Annotated in this window: 19 protein-coding genes and 1 pseudogene; 7 read left to right on the forward strand and 13 right to left on the reverse strand. The window is 67.4% G+C overall.

Annotated features, from left to right (window positions below):
• Window positions 1–11: 11 nt before the first annotated feature.
• Together PDM28_RS01720 and PDM28_RS01725 are read right to left on the reverse strand one after the other, a co-directional pair.
• Window positions 12–701: an ABC transporter ATP-binding protein gene (locus PDM28_RS01720; protein ID WP_070208560.1), complete on the reverse strand. Its 690-nt coding sequence runs from the start codon at window positions 699–701 to the stop codon at window positions 12–14.
• A 120-nt stretch (window positions 702–821) separates the two neighbouring features.
• Window positions 822–2,069, reverse strand: coding sequence for an efflux RND transporter periplasmic adaptor subunit (locus tag PDM28_RS01725; protein ID WP_311183564.1), 1,248 nt, complete (start codon window positions 2,067–2,069; stop codon window positions 822–824).
• A gap of 183 nt (window positions 2,070–2,252) precedes the next feature.
• Between PDM28_RS01725 and PDM28_RS01730 the strand changes: the two genes are divergently transcribed.
• Together PDM28_RS01730 and PDM28_RS01735 are read left to right on the forward strand one after the other, a co-directional pair.
• On the forward strand, window positions 2,253–3,464 hold the full coding sequence (locus PDM28_RS01730) for a sensor histidine kinase (protein WP_311183565.1): 1,212 nt from the start codon (window positions 2,253–2,255) through the stop codon (window positions 3,462–3,464).
• Complete coding sequence (locus PDM28_RS01735) at window positions 3,461–4,063, forward strand: response regulator transcription factor (protein WP_102947029.1); 603 nt, start codon at window positions 3,461–3,463, stop codon at window positions 4,061–4,063. Before PDM28_RS01730 ends, PDM28_RS01735 begins: the two co-directional genes overlap by 4 nt.
• Window positions 4,064–4,229: 166 nt before the next feature.
• Here the strand turns inward: PDM28_RS01735 and PDM28_RS01740 are convergent.
• From PDM28_RS01740 to PDM28_RS01780, 9 genes and pseudogenes are all read right to left on the reverse strand, one after another.
• A pseudogene (locus tag PDM28_RS01740) lies at window positions 4,230–4,786 on the reverse strand (cytochrome b).
• Window positions 4,783–5,889 (reverse strand): catalase family peroxidase, encoded by a 1,107-nt coding sequence (locus tag PDM28_RS01745; protein ID WP_311183567.1) that lies wholly within the window; start codon window positions 5,887–5,889, stop codon window positions 4,783–4,785. The pseudogene PDM28_RS01740 and the gene PDM28_RS01745 overlap by 4 nt, the downstream one beginning before the upstream one ends.
• Window positions 5,890–6,025: 136 nt before the next feature.
• Window positions 6,026–7,393 (reverse strand): leucyl aminopeptidase family protein, encoded by a 1,368-nt coding sequence (locus PDM28_RS01750; RefSeq protein WP_102947026.1) that lies wholly within the window; start codon window positions 7,391–7,393, stop codon window positions 6,026–6,028.
• A complete protein-coding gene (locus PDM28_RS01755; protein ID WP_311183568.1) occupies window positions 7,390–8,127 on the reverse strand; it encodes an HAD family hydrolase in 738 nt (245 codons plus the stop codon). The genes PDM28_RS01750 and PDM28_RS01755 overlap by 4 nt, the downstream gene beginning before the upstream one ends.
• An 80-nt stretch (window positions 8,128–8,207) precedes the next feature.
• Window positions 8,208–9,320, reverse strand: coding sequence for an AI-2E family transporter (locus PDM28_RS01760; RefSeq protein WP_311183569.1), 1,113 nt, complete (start codon window positions 9,318–9,320; stop codon window positions 8,208–8,210).
• Window positions 9,321–9,430: 110 nt separating this feature from the next.
• The gene (locus PDM28_RS01765) at window positions 9,431–9,904 is read right to left on the reverse strand and encodes a protein sip-5 (RefSeq protein ID WP_311183570.1); all 474 of its coding nucleotides are present in this window, start codon (window positions 9,902–9,904) and stop codon (window positions 9,431–9,433) included.
• Complete coding sequence (locus PDM28_RS01770; RefSeq protein WP_311183571.1) at window positions 9,901–10,407, reverse strand: phage holin family protein; 507 nt, start codon at window positions 10,405–10,407, stop codon at window positions 9,901–9,903. The genes PDM28_RS01765 and PDM28_RS01770 overlap by 4 nt, the downstream gene beginning before the upstream one ends.
• A gap of 6 nt (window positions 10,408–10,413) precedes the next feature.
• Entirely contained in the window at window positions 10,414–10,779 is a 366-nt protein-coding gene (locus tag PDM28_RS01775) for a hypothetical protein (RefSeq protein ID WP_070208571.1), read from the reverse strand.
• A gap of 137 nt (window positions 10,780–10,916) precedes the next feature.
• A complete protein-coding gene (locus PDM28_RS01780; protein ID WP_311183573.1) occupies window positions 10,917–12,344 on the reverse strand; it encodes a Do family serine endopeptidase in 1,428 nt (475 codons plus the stop codon).
• Window positions 12,345–12,851: 507 nt separating this feature from the next.
• On the opposite strand from PDM28_RS01780, the gene PDM28_RS01785 reads away from it, so the two are divergent.
• Together PDM28_RS01785 and PDM28_RS01790 are read left to right on the forward strand one after the other, a co-directional pair.
• Window positions 12,852–13,787, forward strand: coding sequence for a histone (locus PDM28_RS01785; RefSeq protein WP_102947020.1), 936 nt, complete (start codon window positions 12,852–12,854; stop codon window positions 13,785–13,787).
• Window positions 13,788–13,913: 126 nt separating this feature from the next.
• A complete protein-coding gene (locus tag PDM28_RS01790) occupies window positions 13,914–14,600 on the forward strand; it encodes a hypothetical protein (protein ID WP_311183574.1) in 687 nt (228 codons plus the stop codon).
• Window positions 14,601–14,645: 45 nt separating this feature from the next.
• Here the strand turns inward: PDM28_RS01790 and PDM28_RS01795 are convergent, their stop codons facing one another.
• Window positions 14,646–15,011, reverse strand: coding sequence for a DUF1428 domain-containing protein (locus PDM28_RS01795; RefSeq protein WP_311183575.1), 366 nt, complete (start codon window positions 15,009–15,011; stop codon window positions 14,646–14,648).
• A gap of 662 nt (window positions 15,012–15,673) precedes the next feature.
• Here PDM28_RS01795 and PDM28_RS01800 point away from each other — a divergent pair.
• A complete protein-coding gene (locus PDM28_RS01800; protein ID WP_311183576.1) occupies window positions 15,674–16,246 on the forward strand; it encodes an OmpO family porin in 573 nt (190 codons plus the stop codon).
• A 118-nt stretch (window positions 16,247–16,364) separates the two neighbouring features.
• Window positions 16,365–16,790 carry an NUDIX domain-containing protein gene (locus PDM28_RS01805; RefSeq protein WP_311183577.1) on the forward strand — a complete coding sequence of 142 codons (426 nt, stop codon included), beginning with the start codon at window positions 16,365–16,367 and terminating at the stop codon, window positions 16,788–16,790.
• Window positions 16,791–16,886: 96 nt separating this feature from the next.
• Here PDM28_RS01805 and PDM28_RS01810 read toward each other — a convergent pair whose 3' ends face one another.
• On the reverse strand, window positions 16,887–17,276 hold the full coding sequence (locus tag PDM28_RS01810; protein WP_070208576.1) for a DUF6165 family protein: 390 nt from the start codon (window positions 17,274–17,276) through the stop codon (window positions 16,887–16,889).
• 186 nt (window positions 17,277–17,462) lie between these two features.
• On the opposite strand from PDM28_RS01810, the gene PDM28_RS01815 reads away from it, so the two are divergent.
• Window positions 17,463–18,158, forward strand: a complete 696-nt coding sequence (locus tag PDM28_RS01815; protein ID WP_425507653.1) for a TorF family putative porin — start codon at window positions 17,463–17,465, stop codon at window positions 18,156–18,158.

Below are 18,158 nucleotides of genomic sequence, written 5' to 3' on the forward strand. Positions count from 1 at the left end.
AGTGACCTCCGTCAGTGGGCCGCAGGCGCGTCGGCCAGCTCGCCCTTGTCCAGGTGCACCGTATGCGTGGCGTACTCGGCGGCCTTGGGGTCATGGGTGACCATGATGATGGTCTTGCCGTGCTCGCGGTTGAGCTGCTGCAGCAGCAACAGGATCTCCTCGGCCGAGGCGCGGTCGAGGTCGCCGGTGGGTTCGTCGCAGATCAGGAAGGTCGGGTCGGACACGATCGCGCGGGCGATCGCCACGCGCTGCTGCTGGCCGCCGGAAAGCTCGTTGGGGCGGTGGCTGCGGCGGTCGGCCAGGCCGACCAAGGTCAGCGCGATCTCGGCATTGCGCTTGCGCTGCGCCGCACCCAGGTGGGTCAGCAGCAGCGGCAGTTCCACGTTCTTCTGCGCGGTGAGCATCGGCATCAGGTTGTAGAACTGGAACACGAAGCCCACGTGGTGGCTGCGCCAGGTGGAGAGCTGGCCGCCGGACATGCGGTCGATGCGCTCGCCTTCGATCTCGATCTCGCCGCCGCTCGGCGTGTCCAGCCCGCCGATCAGGTTGAGCAGGGTGGTCTTGCCCGAGCCGGAGGGGCCCATCAGCGCGACGAAATCGCCCTTCTGGATGTCCAGGTCGATGCCGTGCAGGACCTGCACCTTCTCGGGGCCGCGCTGGTAGGTCTTGGTGATGTTGCGGAGCGAAACCAGGGTGGACATGGGTGGTTCTCCGTAAATCGATGAAAGGAAAAAGTTCTCGGGCAGCCGCCCACGCGCGCGCCGGGACGGCACGGGAATCGCACTAGCTCGGCTCGCGACCAGGTCGCGGCACCGCCCTGCTTACTGCGGTTGCTTTTCCACTACGGCACTGCCGTCGCGCAGTTCCGGGGGTGGGTTGTTGACCACCTGCTCGCCGGCGCTGAGGCCGGCAGTGACCTGGCGGTCGTTGTTGAGGGCCACGCCTACCGTGACCGGCACCTGCTGCACGCGCTTGTCGTCGCCGACCACGAATGCCACGGTCTTCTGGTCGCGCTCGACCAGCGCCGAGGCCGGTACGCGCACGCCCTTGGGGGCAGCCGCCTGGGCCGGCGCGGCCGCTTCCAGGAAGCTCACCCGCACGCCCATTTCCGGCACGATGCGCGGGTCCTTCACCTTCAATTCGATGCGCACCTTGACCGTGGCCTTGCCGCGGTCGGCAGTGGGAATGATGGCGATCACCTCGGCCGGGATCTTCCATTCCGGGTAGGCGTTGAGGGTGGCTTCCACCGGCATCTTCGGCTGCACGCGGCCGATGAAGGCCTCGCCGACTTCGACTTCGATCTCCAGCGAATCCATGTCCACGATGGTGCCGATACCGGTACGGGTGAACCCGCCACCGGCCGACAGCGGCGAGACGATCTCACCCGGCTGCGCGGCCTTGGCGGTGACCACGCCGGAGAACGGCGCGCGCACGGTGTTGTTGTCGACCCCGAGCTCGGCGATGGCCAGCGCGTCGCCGGCCACGCGGGTGTTGCGTTCGGCGGTCTTGAGCTGGGCCCGCAGGCTGTCGCGCTGGGCCATGGCGAGGTCGTACTGCGAACGCGAAACCAGCTGCTGGCCGACCAGCTTCTGCAGGCGCCCGGCTTCGGCATCGGCCTGCGCCACCTGCGCCTTCAACCCGGCCAGCTGGCTGCGCGCTGCTTCCAGCTGCGAGGCCGAGAGGCTGCGCTGGGCGTTGGCGTCGATCGGGTCCAGGGTGGCCATGACCTGGCCTTCTTCCACCCGCATGCCTTCTTCGATCATCACCTCGCGGACCTTGCCGGTGATCTTGGCCGAGACCGTGGCCATGCGCCGGGCGACCACGTAGCCGCTGGCGTCGAGCACCGAGCTGCTGGCGGTGCCCTGCTGGATCGCCACCACCGGGACGGTGCTGACCTCGATCGGCCGTTCGCGGCCGAACAGGAACCAGGCGATACCGCCCAGCACCAGCAGCGCGACGATGGCCAGCACGATCCACAGACCACGGCGGGGCGTACCCGACGGCGGCGGCGCCGAGGCCTTGTTGCGGTCGATGCGGAGTTCCTTGAGCAGTTCAGCGGATGCGTTCATCGTGAGTCTGGACGTGGAATCGGGCCGAGTGTGACCGCAACCACCGTCACGGGCAATCCGGCGGGGTGCCGGGTGGGGCACAGAATGCCCGCCGGGCGGGGGTGCGGGCAGTGACAGCTGTCACCTGCTTGGGGTGATCGGGGCCACTGGCCGGGCCGATGGCGACGCGCGAAGCTGGATGCCATGATCGTTCCCGATCCCTTTGCCCAGGACGTTCCCGTGCTGTCCAGCTGGCTCTCCTCGCGTTTGCGCCCCGCACCCGACTCGGCCGTGGCCGACAACCTGCGCAGCGGCAAACCGGCCTGGTCCGACGCGGTGCACCTGCTGTGGACCGGCTGGGTGTTCCTGACCCCGATCTTCGGCGGCGGCTTTACCGCCACCTGGGTGTGGCTGACCGTGCTGACCTACCCGGTGTTCCTGGCGCTGTACGGCCGCCAGCTGCTGGCCCCGCGCCGGTACGCGCCGCGTTTTGCGCTGGCGATGGTGGCCATGGGCCTGGCGCTGCTGCCGTGGTACCCGTCGGGCATCAGCTACTTCATCTTCGGCTGCGTCACCCTGCGCGTGTGCCGCACCGGCAGCGCCCGGCGCTACCTGGCCCAGCTGGTGGCGCTCAATGCGCTGTTCGTGGGCATCGCGCTGTGGGTGGGCTACCAGTGGCAGCTGGTGGTGTGGATTCCGGCGATGGCGATGATCATCGGCATCATCGTCAACGTGGAAAGCACCAACAAGGACCGCGAGGCGGCGCTGCAGCTGTCGCAGGACGAGGTGCGCCGGCTGGCCGCCACCGCCGAGCGCGAACGCATCGGACGCGACCTGCACGACCTGCTGGGGCACACCCTGTCGCTGATCACCTTGAAGCTGGAGCTGTCGCGCAAGCTGTTCGACCGCGACCCGGAGCGCGCCCGCGCCGAAGTGACCGAGGCCGAGGCCATCGCCCGCCAGGCCTTGGCCGAGGTGCGCAGCGCGGTCACCGGCATCCGCGCCAGCGACCTGGCCGCCGAGCTGGCGGCGGCGCGGCTGCTGCTGGAGTGCCAGCACGTACACCTGGACTACCCGCCGCCGCCGCCGATGCCGGTGGAGATCGAGCGCGGGCTGGCGCTGGTGCTGCGCGAAGCGGCCACCAACATCGTGCGCCACGCGCAGGCGCACCAGGCCTGGGTGGCGTTCGAGCAGGACGGGCGCATGCTGTCCATGCAGATTCGCGATGACGGGCAGGGCGGCGTGCAGGTCGATGGCAATGGCCTGACCGGCATGCGCGAGCGGGTGGCGGCGTTGCGCGGCACCCTGCTGGTGACCTCGGTGCGCGGGCAGGGCACTACCGTGGCGGTGCAGGTACCGCTCCCGGCGGCGACGCGGTCGGTGCCGGCGGCGGCGCCAGTGGCGGTGATTCCATGATCCGCATCGTCCTCGCAGAAGACCAGGCCATGGTGCGCGGCGCGCTTTCCGCACTGCTCGGGTTGGAGCCGGACATCGAAGTGCTGGGCGCTGCCGCCGACGGTGAGGCGGCGTGGCGCATGGTCCAGCAGTTGAAGCCGGACATCCTGGTGACTGACATCGAGATGCCGGGATTGTCAGGGCTGGAGCTGGCGCAGCGCATCTCGCGGCACGAACTGCCAATCAAGGTGGTGATCGTGACCACCTTCGCGCGCTCGGGGTTCCTGCGCCGAGCGCTGGATGCCGGCGTGTGCGGCTATCTGCTGAAGGACGCGCCGGCCGAGAAGCTGGCCGACGCATTGCGCCAGGTGCAGCACGGCGGCCGCGCCATCGACCCGCAACTGGCGCTGGACGCGTGGTCGCAGGCCGACCCGCTGAACGACCGCGAACGCCAGGTGCTACGCCTGTCCGGCGACGGCCGCTCGGCCAGCGAGATCGCCACCCAGCTGGGCCTGTCGCACGGCACCGTGCGCAATTATCTGTCCGAGTGCATCGGCAAGCTGGGGGTGGCCAATCGGATCGAGGCGTATCGGTTGGCAAGGCAGAAGGGTTGGTTGTAGGCGGGTTCCCACCTCGGAACGGACGGCGGACACGCATGGCGTGTCACTACGCCTTCGACGCGGACCGATCGCGCCCGACGTCATCGAACGTCGTCCGACCGCGTAGCGACACGCCATGCGTGTCCCACGCACCGCCGGCAGAATCCAATAAATCACCCCGCCGCAATCACCCCCGCGGCGATCCCCGACCCTCCGGCCCCTTCGCCATCGCCTGGAACACGCCATCGCGGCGCACCCACAGGTGGAACAACGCGGCACTCAGATGCAGCACCACCGTGGCGAACAACACATACGCCAGCACGCTGTGCGCCCCACGCAGCGCCGCATACATCGCCACGTCATGCGGCAGGATCGGCGGCAGCAGCACGCCCTTCCACATCTGGATCGGGTAGCCACCGGCCGACAACATCGCCCAGCCCACCAGCGGCATCGCCAGCATCAGCCCGTACAGCATCCAGTGCGAAGCATGCGCGGCAAATTTCTGCCACGCCGGCAGATCCGCCGGCAGCGGCGGTGGACGATGACGAATCCGGTTCACCAGCCGCACCACGGCCAGCAGCAGGATCGCGATGCCCAACGGCCGGTGCAGGTCCACCAGCATCGGCCGCCAGTGCAGCGAGGCGACCATGGTCACGCCCACGAACAGCATGGTTAGGATCAGCACCGCCATCAGCCAGTGCAGCACCGCGCAGTCAGATTAAAGTGCCCGTTATCCGCATTCATCGACGTGCCCCCCCGGCCGGTGCCGCACCGCTCGCCGTCTCGCGCTCGCGGCGGTTGAACGATTCCGAGTACACCGCAGACCGCGCGGCCAGGATCGGATCATCGGTGCCGGCGATCCCGCTCGGCAGGATCAGCGGATCGAAGTTCACGTTGTTGCAGGCGCCGTTGGCCTGCGGCTGCATTGCGGTCAGGCTGAGCGTGCCGGCCTTGACCCGGCGGCGGGTGTCCGGCCACGGGATGGAGGGGTCATTGATCGCATCGCCCGGCTCGGCCAGCGTGATCCACATGTCCCAACGCACCGGTCCCTGTGCCAGCCGCTGCGCGAATTCATCGGCCAGGTAATCCACGCTCGCCTGCGCGCGCTGCTCGGGACTCATCGCCTCGAACGCTGCCTGCGGCAGCATGCTCCAGCGCACCGCCTGCTCCGTGCCGTCAGCCGCAATGAAGCGGAAACTGTTCACCCCGTTGTAGTCGGTGTTGGCCCAGCTGGTGGACCACGGCGCGGACTTCGCCCAGGCGCCGAACGCACGTGCCGACGGGTACTTCGCGGCGATGGCCGCCTGCTTGGCCGGGTCCGGCTTGCCGGTGGCAGGGTCGGGAATGCCCGCGCGGGTTTGCTCCAGGAAGGCCTCGGTAGTGGGCACCGCGAAGAACGGGAAGCTGTTCATGGCGGTGCGCCATTCCTGGCCGTCGTCGGTGACCAGCTGCAACGCCATGCTGCGCACCCGCGCGCTGGCATCGGCGCCATGCGGGTCGCCGCCGCCAATCGAGAGGCGGCCCAGCACCGGCACCTGCTGCTGGCGGAACACCCGCGCCGAGCTGAGCGCGGCACCGTCCGGTGTGCCCTGGAAGCTGCCGCTCACGCACACACCCTTGCTGTGTGCGCGGCGGAATCCCGCGTGCTTGGCGCCGGTGGCTTCAATGGTGTCGGTAAAGGTCTGCGCGGTCACCCGGTCGCGCCCGATCCAGCCGGCCAGCCAGGCAAAGGCCAGCACCACCGCCCCGGCAATCAGCGCGATCAGGCCGATCCACAACAACGGCGAATGCGGCGGGCGCGGCGAATCCGGCTCGCGACCAGCGCGGGTATATCGAAAGAGCGACATGAGCCTGCCTTCAAGGTGGGTCACGCGCATGGTGGCAGAACCCCCGCCACACCGATATTCACATTTTCGACAACCTTTAACGGCAGATCCCCGCCGAGGCGGGGATCCGGTTTTTCAGGCATGCCAGGACCAGCGCTTACAGATACCGGCCCTTCAACATCGCCCACGCCGAGCGCAGCGCCAGCGCCTCGCCACCGGCCGGGCGACCCGGGCGTTCGCCATCGTTCCAGGCGTACACATCCAGGTGCGCCCACACCTGGCCTTCGGCAATGAAGCGCTCCAGGTACAGCGCCGCAGTGACCGAACCGGCCATGCGCGAACCGGCGTTGGCCAGGTCGGCAATGCCGCTGTGCAGGTAACGCAGGTACGGGCGCCACAGCGGCATGCGCCACACCGGGTCACGCGTGGTGTCACCGGCCTGCAGCCACTGCTGGGCCAGCGTGTCGTTGTTGCTGAACAGCGCCGGCAGGTCCGGGCCCAGTGCAATACGCGCCGCGCCGGTGAGCGTGGCGAAGTCCAGCACGATCTCCGGCTTCTGCTCGCTGGCGTAGGTCAGCGCGTCGCACAGCACCAGCCGACCTTCGGCGTCGGTGTTGTCGATCTCGATGCTCAGCCCCTTGCGGGTGGCAATCACTTCGCCCGGACGGAACGCATCCGGCCCGATCGCGTTTTCCACGGCGGCAATCAGCAGGGTCAGCTGCACCGGCAGGTCCTGCGCCATGATCAGCCCGGCCAGGGCCAGCGCGTGCGCGGCGCCACCCATGTCCTTCTTCATGTTGCGCATGCCGTCGGCCGGCTTGATGTCCAGGCCGCCGGTGTCGAAGCACACGCCCTTGCCGACCAGTGCCACGTGCGGGCGACCGGCCTGGCCCCAGCGCAGCGCGATCAAACGCGGCGCGCGGTGCGAGGCGCGGCCCACCGCGTGGATGGCCGGGAAATTCTGCTCCAGCAGCGCGTCGCCGGTGATCACCTCCACCTGCCCGCCATGCGCGGCGGCCAGTTCGCGGGCGGCATCTTCCAGCTGCTGCGGGCCCATGTCTTCGGTGGGCGTGTTCACCCAGTCGCGCACGCGCAGGCTGGCGGTGATCACATCGCGCACTTCGGCGGCGGGGCTGGCCACCAGCTGCGCCGGGGCGCGGTTGGGCTTGCGGTAGCGTGCGAAGCGGTAGCTGCCCAGGCCCCAGCCCAGGTGCAGCAGGGTTTCAATCGGCGCCGGCAGTGCGTCGGCCAGCTGCCACACCGTGCCTTCGGGCAGGGCGAACGGGGCATGCGCGTAGGCGTAGGCATCGCCGCTGTCGCCCACGCCGACGATCGCGCCGGCCAAGCCGTGCTCGCCCGGCAGCAGTACGACGCTGCAGCCGCTGCCGTTGAAATGCTGCGCATCCAGCCAGGCAACCAGCGCCGGTGCCTGTTGCGCGCGCCATGCCGCGAACTGTTCGCGATCCATCACGTGCAGCGGCAGGGCGTTGGCCGAATCGGTGGTGAAACCGGTGATCTGGGTCATGCGGGGTCGTGCTCCGTTCGTGGCCGGGCGTCCTGCGCCGATGCATTCGCATCGAGCCAGTCGGCCAGCCCGGTCAGGGTGTCGAACTGCAGGTCGGGCTGCAGCGAAGGATGGTGCCAGGTGTGTTCAACGCGATTGATCCAGCAGCCGCGCAGGCCGGCCTGCATGGCGCCAACCACGTCCATTTCGACGTGGTCGCCCACGTGCAGCACGTGCGCCGGGGCCACGCCCAGGCGTTCGCAGGCGGCGTGGAAGATGCTGGCGGCCGGCTTGGCCGCGCCGTGTTCGCGCGAGCCCAGCTGGAAGGCGAAGTGGTGGTCCAGCCCGATCCGGGCCAGGTCGGCGTTGCCGTTGCTCAGCGCGGCCACCGGCACGCGGGCGGCGATGCGGGTCAGCGCCTCGATCGCGTCCGGATAGCACTCCACCTGGTTGCGCGCGGCGTAGAACGCCTCATAGGCCGGTTCCAGCAGGGCCAGGTCGGCCCCGCTGTTTTCCAGCGCTTCCTGCAGGGTCAACCGGCGCAGCGCGCTGAGGTCGTAGTGCAGGTGCGGGTTGTCGCGGAAGGAGCGCTCGCGCAGTTCACGCATTGCCACCACAGGGTACATCGCGGCGGTGGCGGGGCTGTGCTGGAGCATCCACTCGTACAACACCTGGTCAATGCGGGCGCCAATGGGGGCGAACGGCCACAGGGTGTCGTCGAGGTCGAGGGTGATGGCTAGGACTGGGAAATTCACCCGGCCATTCTACGCCTGTGGGGGCAGCCACGCAGGGCGTGGCTCTACCGGGGCGACTTCTCCCGACGCCGGGTTCCGCCTTACTCCAGCAGCTTGGCCCAGCCCTGGGTACCTTCCAGCCGTGCCAGCACCAGCTTGATGCAGACCAGCAGCGGGACCGACAGCAGCAGGCCGATCATGCCCCACAGCCAGCCGAACACCATCAGCGCCAGGATCAGGATCAGCGGCGAGATCGCCATCTGCCGGCCCAGCACGATCGGGGTCACCACCTGGCCTTCAATGGTGTGCAGGGCCAGGTAGCAGGCCGCCGGCAGCATTGCCTGGAACGGGTCGCTGAACTCCACGAAGCCCATCAGCAGCATCAGGGTCACCCCGATCAACGGCCCCACGTACGGCGCGAAGTTCAGCAGCGCGGCCACCGTGCCCCACAACAGGGCCTCCTGCAGGCCGATCCCGAGCAGCAGCAGTATTCCGGAGAAAATCAGCCCGACCAGCGCGTTGATCACGGTGATGGTCAGCACATAGCGCGACACCTCGCGCTCGATCGAACGCAGGATGTCGGCGGTAAACCGCTGCTGCTGGCGGCTGGGGAACAGCGCGATGGCGTGTTTCTGCAGGTTCTGCCCGTAGATCATGAAGAACAGGGTCAGCAGCACCACCGCCAGGATCGAAGCAGCCAGCCGCGGCGCCCGGGTCAACACCTTGTAGGGGTCGTCCAGCTGGGTGCGTACCACCTGCACCCGGCGGGCGCTTTCGCCGCCGGCCACGCGCGCGAAGTTCTCCGCTGCCTGGTTGGCCTGCTGCACCGGCTTGGTCAGGTTCTGCACCTGGCGCGCCACCTTGCGCAGCTGCTGCGGCGCTTCCTGCGCCCAGTCCATGGCCGGGCCGACCAGCTGCACGCCCAGCGCGGCCGCGCCGCTCAGCCCGACCCCGATCACCAGCACCGCGGCCAGGAAGCGCGGAATCCACAGGCGGCCCAGGAAGCGCAGGATCGGGTTGCCGACCAGCGCGAAAAACATCGCCAGCAGGATCGGCAGGACGATGTCCTGCGCGGCCCACAAGGTGAAACAGACAGCGAGGAAGGCCAGTACCACCAGCGACATCGGGCCACGGGGGCGCGGTGCGTGCGGCGGGGGCGGCGGTGCGACGACGTCGACGTCGAGGTCGGCAGGGGAGGTCACAGGAACGCTCATGCAGGTCGCACGCTGGGTAGGTCACGCATTATTGGGCACGCCGGTGGGTATGGCGTGTGTAAAACGATGGGTGTGCAATCGCCCTGCCGCTGGCAGGGCGATGACAACGACTAACGTTCGGACAGGTCCGTCGCCGCTTCCGCCGGCAGTGGCTGTGCCGCTTCCTGCGTGGCGGTGACCTGCGCGCGCGGCGTGGCCACCGGCGCAACGGTCGGCTGCGGCGTCCGCACCGGTGCGACCGGGGTGGGGTCCACGGCCTCGTCGACCTTGTCGGCCGCCTGCTCGGCGGTCTCGGCCGCGTCGCTGGCCTGCATCGAGGCGACCGCTGCCTGCGCACTGGCCAGCAGATTGGAGACCGACCCGATCATCTGCAGCCAGCGTGCGCCATGGAAACGGGCACCGCCCGGTTCCAGCTTGCCCGCCAGGAAGCCACCGGCCAGGCCCACGCTGATGATGCGCAGCGGGGTCCAGCCCTCGCGCCAGGCCTGGCTGAGGGTGAACCAGCTGCACTGGGTTTCGTCGACCCGGACCGACACGACCTTTTCCGCGCGTTTGACCCGGTGGCGCAACGCTTCGAACTTCATGGCGAACGCTCCGTCGGTTCGGGCTGCCCTTCGGCATCCTCATCGGTGGGCTCGTCGAAAAGGCCCAACCGCGCCAGCTGCCGCCGGGTGGCATGCATGCCGGTGTGGCGGAAGAAGAACGACACCCGCCAGATCGCATAGCCGGTCATGGCCAGGCTGATCAGCGAAGTAATCAGCAGCGAATGGAACCAGGACAGGCCCCAGCGCTGCATCAGCGCGATCAGCGTGCCGGCCAGCAACAGCCAGGCCGAGGCGCCGAACACAATCGCCACCCCGCTCCACGCAAGGGCCCGACCAAATGCACTGCGGGCGAGGGCGAACTCGAACGAGGCCAGCCGCCGCAGCGAACGCAGCGTGTGCTTGGCCGAATCCACCGTGGCGCGGCCGGCCTGGCCGACCTCGCGGATACTTTCATCCAGGCGCGGCGCGGCGCGCGCGCCCGTATCGCCGTCCGGTGGAGGCGTTGCTCCACCGTCGGGCGTCGACTGTGCTTGATCGCTCACGCCGACTTACTTGTCGCCGCCGCTGCGGGCCAGCTTGGCGATGATCCAGCCGGCAGCGAAGGCCACGCCGAACGAGGCCAGCGGGCGCTCGCGGATCAGCTCGGCGGCGCTGTCGACCAGGTCCTTGCCCTTGTCCATCAGTGCGTCGACCTGCTCCTTGGCAGCGGCGCCGCCGAATTCAGCAGCGGCCAGGCCGGACAGCGCGGTGTCGGACAGCTCGGCCTTGACGTTGGCACGGCCGATACGCAGCTCATCACCGGCAGCGCCGGTGGCGCCCTTGATCGCACCGCCGGCGGCGCTGGCGGCCGACTTCAGGTGCGAACCGGCTTCGCCCAGGTGTTCCTTGAGGTTTTCGGTATTGGTGGGGCTCATCGTGACTCTCCGTTATGTAATCGATGGGGAAGGTGACCGCGGATGAACCCGTCGGCAACGAACACAAGGTAATAGCACCGACCGGGTGTAGAGGGTGTCAGCTGGCGTGATCCGCACGCGAAGGCTGGCTGAGCGGTTCAGCGCATCACCAGGTCGCCGCGTGCGTTGCCGCGCACGATGCGCAGCACCAACTGCTGCGGCGGCTTCTGGAAGTTGGCGCGCCAGCTGGCCAGGTCGGCGAACTCGCCCACGCTGGACTGGATGATCACGTCGCCTGCGGCCAGCCCGGAGTTGGCCGCCCGGCTGCCGCGCTTGACCTCGCTGACCATGACGCCGCCGTCGCCGGCCTGGCGCAGCGTTTCGGGCAGGTCGACGAAGGTCGCACCGGCCAGGCGCGGGTCCAGGCTTTCGCCGGCCACCGCACGCGCCTGCTCCTTCAGCGTGGCCTTGAGCTGCAGCGGCTTGCCGTCGCGGCGCACGTCCAGGCTCAACGCGCTGCCCACCGGCTGCAGACCTTCCACGTTGTGCAGCGCCACTGCGCTGTCGATCCGCTGGCCATTGGCCGCCACCACCACATCGCCCGGCTTGATTCCGGCCGCCGCTGCGCCTGAACCGGCCAGCACGCGGGTGACCAGCGCGCCGCGCGCTTCGCTCAGGCCCAGGTTCTGCGCCAGCGCCTGGGTCAGGTTCTGCGCCTCGATCCCGAGCGTGCCGCGCACCACCACCCCGTGCTTGACCAGCTGGTCCACCACGTCGCGCGCCAGGTTGGTGGGAATGGCCAAGCCCAGCCCGATGTTGCCGGCCATGCTGCCCTGCGGATTGAAGCTGGCCGTGTTGATACCGACCAGCTGGCCCTGCAGGTTGACCAGCGCGCCGCCGGAATTACCCGGGTTGATCGACGCGTCGGTCTGGATGAAGTTCTGGTAGCCCAGCCCGCGGATACCGGTACGGCCGACCGCCGAGACGATGCCCGAGGTGACCGTCTGGCTGAAGCCGAACGGGTTGCCGATCGCCACCACGAAGTCGCCAACGCGCAGCTGCGCGCTGTCGCCCAGCGGCAGCGCGGTGAGCTTGTCGGCCGGAATGCGGATCAGCGCCACGTCGGTGTCGCGGTCCGAGCCCAGGAACTCGGCCTTGACCGTGCGCCCGTCGGACAGGGTCACCTGCACGTCGTCGGCGTTGTCGATCACATGGTGGTTGGTCAGTACCAGGCCCTCGGCCGCGTCGATGATGACGCCCGAGCCCAGCGACTCGTTGATCCGTTCCTGCGGCACTTCCGGGAACAGGCGGCGGAAGAACGGGTCGTTGAAGTAGGGGTTGCGCACCCGCACCACCTGCTTGGTGTTGACGCTGACCACCGCCGGCATCACCCGTTCCAGCATCGGCGCCAGCGACGGCACCGGCTGCCCGGCCACCGACGCCGGCAGCGCGGCCGTGGCCGGAATCGCCAGCGACGCCGGCGCCGCCTCGGCACGGTTGTCCAGGTTGGCATTGATCGCGGAGGCGACGAAGCCACCGAAGGCGGCAGCAAGTGCGAGCGTAAGCAGGGTCGGAAGCGGTCGCATGGGAGTCCGGTGGGTGCGGGGGACGGGTATACGGTAATTCAAGCTGAATGAGTCTGTCTCCAAACGCCTGAAACTGGGGTGACCGCCAAAGACGCATTGCGTGCCCTGGTAGGGCCGGTTCCCAAACGGCCGCCGATAACGCTGACACGCTCTTTAACGCACGGACCCCAAACCGGAATCGCGCTCTACCACTACACGTCCACGTACCTGCAAACCCGCGCACTTGCAGAAAAATCGTCAACAAACCGATCCCACACAACGACCAATTACGCCGCACATGCGACCGCTTGAACGCACCCGAACGCAACCGCCGCCACGCATCTCCGTACCATCCGCACCGCTGTTTTAAAGCCATTTTCAGAAAACGACCTGCCCGCATACGTTCCCAACCACCCACCTCCCCAACACACCCGCGACTCAAAACCTGCGACAAGACCGTTCCACCACGGACAACTCCGGTATAGCATCGCCAGCGAAATCACTGACCAGGCCCCTCAGGAGGGCAACATGAGCAACGGAAATGGTGTGACCGCGACCCTGTCGCAGGGCGTCGACAGCGTAAAAGAGACGGCCGAGAACGTTGGCGAAACCATCGCCCACACCGCTGAAGAAGTGGTGGCCTCGGTGAAGAAGACCGCCAAGCGCGCCCGCAAGGCCGCCACCACCCAGGTTGCCAAGGTCAAGAAGGCCGTCAAGAAGGCCGAGAAGACCGTCGCCAAGAAGGCTGACAAGGCCGCCAAGTCGGTGGGCAAGACCCTGGCCAGCGCCAAGAAGAAGCTGGAAGCGGCCAAGTCCAACGCCAAGGCCGAAGCGGCCGCGCTGACCAAGAAGGTTGCCAAGAAGAAGGCCGCCGCCGAAAAGGCCGTGACCAAGACCACCAAGGCCGCCAAGAAGGTTGCCGGCAAGAAGGTCGCCACCGCCAAGAAGGCCGTGACCAAGAAGACCGCCGCTGCCAAGAAGGCCGTGACCAAGAAGACTGCCGCTGCCAAGAAGGTTGTGGGCAAGAAGGTCGCGACCGCGAAGAAGGCTGTCGCCAAGAAGTCGGCCACCGCCCGCAAGGTCGCTGGCAAGAAGACCGTTGCCGCCAAGAAGGTCGTCGGCAAGAAGGTCGCCACCGCCAAGAAGGCTGTGGCCAAGAAGTCGGCCACCGCCAAGAAGGTCGTGGGCAAGAAGACCGCCACCGCCCGCAAGACGGTCGGCAAGAAGGTCGCCACCGCCAAGAAGGCTGTCGCCCGCAAGTCGGCTGCTACCAAGAAGACCGTCGGCAAGAAGGTCGCCACCGCTAAGAAGGCCGTAGCCCGCAAGTCGGCTGCCACCAAGAAGGCTGTCGGCAAGAAGACCGCCGTGGCCCGCAAGTCGGTCGCCCGCAAGGCCGCTCCGGCCAAGCGCGCCGCCAAGACCGTGGCCCGCAAGGCCCCGGCCAAGCGCGTCGCCCGCAAGTAATAGCGTCAAGCACGGCGCCTGCCTTCGGGCAGGCGCCGTGAGCTCCAGCGCCAACACGCCGCGGCGACGCGGTGTCCGGTAAAACGCAGAGGCTTTCCCGCCGGTACGACAGGGAGTCTGCACACCATGCGCAACCTGGATTTCAGCTCCTGGCAGGCCATGCTCTCGACCCTGGTCGGGTTGGCCGTCATTACGCTCATAGGCGTGGGTATCCGCCTGCTCTTCATGCAGACCCTGCAGCAGCGCCGCGAGCGCGAGAACCGCCAGATCAACGAGCGGCTGCGTACCTTGATTGCCGCCTACAAGACCCTGGGTGGGTCATTCACCGGGGCATTGCACGTTGACCCGCGCCACCTGCGCGACCTGCGGCAACTGGAAGCAGACAGCGACGAAGGCCTGGACCTCCCGGTCAGTGCCGGCAGCGACCGCGCCCGCCGCATACGCGATGCCGTGGAAGCGGCCCTCTCCGACATCGTGCTGCTCGGCACCGACGAGCAGGTTCGCCTGGCCGCGCATGCCGCCAACGAACTGGCCGAAGGCCGCGCCGTGCCCACCGCCGAGCTGGTGGTGTCGCTGCGCGACTTCATCCGCGAAGCCCTCGACCTGGCACCGATTCCTGCAAGCGTGACCATTCCACGCCAGGGGCCCGCCCGGCCTGCGCCGGGTGGCGCGCGCGGCAAGGCTGGCGGTGACGACCGCGCTGGCGGACGGGGCGGCGGTGGTGGCGGTGGCGGTATGGGAGGAATGGGTGGCGGTGGCGCAGGCATGGGCATGGGCCACCGCACGGACGACGACGGCAGCCACACCCGCTGACCAAGGCGGTGGCTGCATGCGTCGTCGTCGCTGCCTGATGGCGTGTTACTTCTTGCCGTGCAATTCCACGATCGGAACGAAGCCCGCATAGATCATCCGCTTGCCGTCGAACGGCATCGGGTTGTTGGCCGGGTCCATGCGCGGGTCTTTCATCATCTTCTCCATGCCGGCATCGCGGGTGGCCTTGTCCGGCCATTCGATCCAGGAGAACACGATGGTCTCATCGTCCTTGGCTTCCACGGCGCGGAAGAAGTCGGTCTGCTTGCCGTGGGTGACATCGTCGCCCCAGCATTCCACGACGCGGGTGGCACCAAATTCGATGAACACCGAATCGCCTTCATTGGCGTGTTTGATGAACTTCTCTTTGTTGGTGGTGGGTACGGCCAGTACGAAACCGTCGATATAGGACATCTGCAGCCTCCGGTAACCGGTGCGCCGGAATGGGCACCTTCAATGGGTACGACGCGGGGGAGTGAGGGAAATCGACAATGCGCTCTGGATCCGTCAGATCCGGTGACGACCACGTGTGCACGCGGTGTCATCACGAAGAATCAAGGGGTTGCGCGACGGAATCGACCCGTTTTTGCCAGTCAGGGTCAGAAAATCCCTAACATCAGTGGGGAACATTCTGATGTTAATGGGCGCCGATTCAGCCCACTATTCAGTGGCCGGGCAGGACGCTCCCCAAGAGACCTGCGGTGTGACGCCCCAGCTGCGTCAGCCGGTGCACTACGGAAAATGGGCGCGTTCGCCGACTACTCCCCAAGAGCGGCTTCCCCAACGCGCGACGCCCCGCAAGGGTATCGTCGTGACCAGATTTCCCTTTTCTCCTTGCTTCAATCAACTTCCTGCGCGGTGTCCACGCGCGGTTCATGCATGTTCGTGCACGCACAAAACACCTGAAAAATGCAGCGCGCGCGTATGCCAGAGCGCAACTGAACCGTTGCCCAAAATCGACGGTGTTGAAAGCGGCACACTTCAGGGCGCGTTGTGTCGAATAACGGAGAATTTACATTCCCGATGCAGAAGCCGCTTGCGCCACTGCACGAACGAACAAGAAAAGGTGTACCCCCATGAAGACTTCCCTGATTGCCCTGGCGCTGGCCGCCGCCCTGCCGTTCGGCGCTTCCGCTGCCGAAGGCCTGTCCTACAATTACGCCGAAGGCGATTACGTCAAGACCGATGCCGACGGTGGCAAGGCTGACGGTTGGGGTGTAAAGGGTTCGTACGGTTTCCTGCCGAACTTCCATGCCTTCGGTGAGTTCAACCAGCAGAAGACCGACATCGGCGACTTCAAGATCGACCAGTGGCGCGTCGGCGTGGGCTACAACCAGGCCATTGCCACCAGCACCGACTTCGTGGGCCGCGTTGCCTACAACAAGTTCGACCCGAAGGAAGGCCTGGACTTCAACGGCTACAGCGCTGAAGCCGGTATCCGTACCGCGTTCGGCCAGCACGCCGAAGTCTATGCAATGGCCGGCTACGAGGACTACAGCAAGAAGCACGGCATCAACCCGGATGGCGCCTTCTACGGCCGCCTGGGTGGCCAGGTGAAGTTGAACCAGAACTGGGGCATCAACGGCGACATCAAGATGGATCGCCACGGTGACAAGGAATGGTCGGTCGGCCCGCGCTTCAGCTGGTAAGCGGCGTCTGATCGCTTCGCTACGCGCGGTACCGGCGTAGCGGCAGGGGCCCGGCAACTTGCCGGGCCTTTTTTATGCGCGCGCCGGGGCGATAATGCGGCGACTTCCGGAGATCTCCATGTCTGAGTCCATCCCGTTGCAGCAACCCCGCGTCGGCTGCGGCGCCGTCATCCAGCGCGCCGACGGCGCGATCCTGCTGGTCCAGCGCGGGCGTCAGCCCGAACAGGGCCACTGGGGCCTGCCCGGCGGCAAGGTCGACTGGATGGAGAAGGTCGAAGACGCAATGGTGCGCGAAGTGCTGGAAGAGACCGGCCTGAAGGTAAGCGTGGAAAGGCTGCTGTGCGTGGTGGACCATTTCGAGCCTGCGCTGGGCCAGCACTGGGTCGCCCCGGTCTACCTGGTGCGTGCACCGGCCGACGCACAGGCCATGCACCTGGAGCCGGAGGCGATACTGGCGCTGGACTGGTTCCAGCTTGATGCGTTGCCTGCGCCGCTTACGCGCTCCGCTACCGCGGGCCTGGCGCGGCTTTCGACGTCTGGTTGATGCATTCCGGAGCAGCCACGCAGGGCGTGGCTCTACCGGGGTGATGCCATCCTGCGGGTAGAGCCACGCCCTGCGTGGCTGCCGCAGCACGGCAAATCACTCGCCCTGGTACTGCTTTTCCTCAACCAGCTGCGACCCCGCAATCCGGTTGATCTCGTTCTTCACCTTCACCCGCTCGCCGTTGGTGCCGTACACCCCACGCGCCAGCTGGATGAACTGATCGTCGAACACCTGCGCTGCTTCCTTGTCGCGCAGCTGGTCCTGGATCACCCACATGCGCTCGTTGATTTCCTTCAGCTGCGTCTTCAGCGCGGCCAGGCCCGGCTGCGCGCCGACCTGTTCCTGCCACAGCGGCAGCAGGCCATCGAGTTCGGTGCGCACGTTGGCGACCTTGCCCGCATCGGTGATGCGCTCGGCCTTGATTTCCAGGATGGTGATCTTGTCGATCAGCTCGCCAATCGATACCGGGGTCAGGATCGCGTCCACGCCATACTCGCTGCAGGTCAGTCAGGGCGGTCATGATAGCGCGGCCCGGCTGAAGGCCTGGTAGGCAGCTTTTACGCCGAATTTGCGCGCGCCCCGCTTGCGCCGCATGGCGCCTTTACGGTCCCGCTCACCACACTGTGCGCTTCAACGGCGAGGCCGTTTCCTGGAGTTGCAGACGTGGTGGAAATGCTGGATGCACGGCGCGCGCTGCGCCGCATGGGTACGCTGGTGGTGGGCCTGGCCCTGAGTGGGTCGGCCCTGGCCGGCGTGAGCGGCAACGCTACGCTGACCTCGGACTATGTGTGGCGCGGCAGCTCGCAGACCCTGGAAGACCCGGCGGTGCAGGCGGGTATCAAACTGGCCAGCGAGCCGGGCTGGTACGCCTCGATGTGGGGTTCCGGGGTGTCGTTCGAACCGGACGCCGGTGCACGCAGCGAGTTCGATCTCGTGGCCGGGTGGAGCGGTCAGCTGGCGCCGGACTGGGCGCTGGACGTGAATCTCACCCATTACCTGTATCCGTCCACCGACGTGGACCTGGACTGGACCGAGCTCAACAGCACCCTGACCTGGAAAGAGCGGGTGTGGGTCAGCGTGGGCGTGTCGGACGATGCACTGGCCAGTGGCCGCACCGGAACCTACGCGCAGCTGGGCGCACGGCTGCCCTTGAATGATCAATGGCGCCTGGAAGGCGCGGTCGGCCAGTACTGGCTCGACAGCGCCTACGCAGACGACTACCTGCATGGCCAGCTCAGCGCCATCTGGACCGTGCACGGCCCGTGGGAACTTCGCCTCACCGCGCACGACACCGACCGTGCCGCCAAACGCCTGTTCGGCGGCAACGCCGGGTCGCGCGTGGAGTTCGCGGTGCAGACCGCGTTCTGA

It is taken from the genome of Stenotrophomonas aracearum (assembly GCF_031834615.1).
GTDB lineage: Bacteria > Pseudomonadota > Gammaproteobacteria > Xanthomonadales > Xanthomonadaceae > Stenotrophomonas > Stenotrophomonas aracearum.

What these genes read in the sequence shown, in the direction of transcription:
- PDM28_RS01720 (WP_070208560.1), bottom strand. Translation starts at nt 701, where the DNA reads ATGTCCACCCTGGTTTCGCTCCGCAACATCACCAAGACCTACCAGCGC.
- PDM28_RS01725 (WP_311183564.1), bottom strand. Translation starts at nt 2,069, where the DNA reads ATGAACGCATCCGCTGAACTGCTCAAGGAACTCCGCATCGACCGCAAC.
- PDM28_RS01730 (WP_311183565.1), top strand. Translation starts at nt 2,253, where the DNA reads ATGATCGTTCCCGATCCCTTTGCCCAGGACGTTCCCGTGCTGTCCAGC.
- PDM28_RS01735 (WP_102947029.1), top strand. Translation starts at nt 3,461, where the DNA reads ATGATCCGCATCGTCCTCGCAGAAGACCAGGCCATGGTGCGCGGCGCG.
- PDM28_RS01745 (WP_311183567.1), bottom strand. Translation starts at nt 5,889, where the DNA reads ATGTCGCTCTTTCGATATACCCGCGCTGGTCGCGAGCCGGATTCGCCG.
- PDM28_RS01750 (WP_102947026.1), bottom strand. Translation starts at nt 7,393, where the DNA reads ATGACCCAGATCACCGGTTTCACCACCGATTCGGCCAACGCCCTGCCG.
- PDM28_RS01760 (WP_311183569.1), bottom strand. Translation starts at nt 9,320, where the DNA reads ATGAGCGTTCCTGTGACCTCCCCTGCCGACCTCGACGTCGACGTCGTC.
- PDM28_RS01765 (WP_311183570.1), bottom strand. Translation starts at nt 9,904, where the DNA reads ATGAAGTTCGAAGCGTTGCGCCACCGGGTCAAACGCGCGGAAAAGGTC.
- PDM28_RS01775 (WP_070208571.1), bottom strand. Translation starts at nt 10,779, where the DNA reads ATGAGCCCCACCAATACCGAAAACCTCAAGGAACACCTGGGCGAAGCC.
- PDM28_RS01780 (WP_311183573.1), bottom strand. Translation starts at nt 12,344, where the DNA reads ATGCGACCGCTTCCGACCCTGCTTACGCTCGCACTTGCTGCCGCCTTC.
- PDM28_RS01785 (WP_102947020.1), top strand. Translation starts at nt 12,852, where the DNA reads ATGAGCAACGGAAATGGTGTGACCGCGACCCTGTCGCAGGGCGTCGAC.
- PDM28_RS01790 (WP_311183574.1), top strand. Translation starts at nt 13,914, where the DNA reads ATGCGCAACCTGGATTTCAGCTCCTGGCAGGCCATGCTCTCGACCCTG.
- PDM28_RS01795 (WP_311183575.1), bottom strand. Translation starts at nt 15,011, where the DNA reads ATGTCCTATATCGACGGTTTCGTACTGGCCGTACCCACCACCAACAAA.
- PDM28_RS01800 (WP_311183576.1), top strand. Translation starts at nt 15,674, where the DNA reads ATGAAGACTTCCCTGATTGCCCTGGCGCTGGCCGCCGCCCTGCCGTTC.
- PDM28_RS01805 (WP_311183577.1), top strand. Translation starts at nt 16,365, where the DNA reads ATGTCTGAGTCCATCCCGTTGCAGCAACCCCGCGTCGGCTGCGGCGCC.
- PDM28_RS01815 (WP_425507653.1), top strand. Translation starts at nt 17,463, where the DNA reads ATGCTGGATGCACGGCGCGCGCTGCGCCGCATGGGTACGCTGGTGGTG.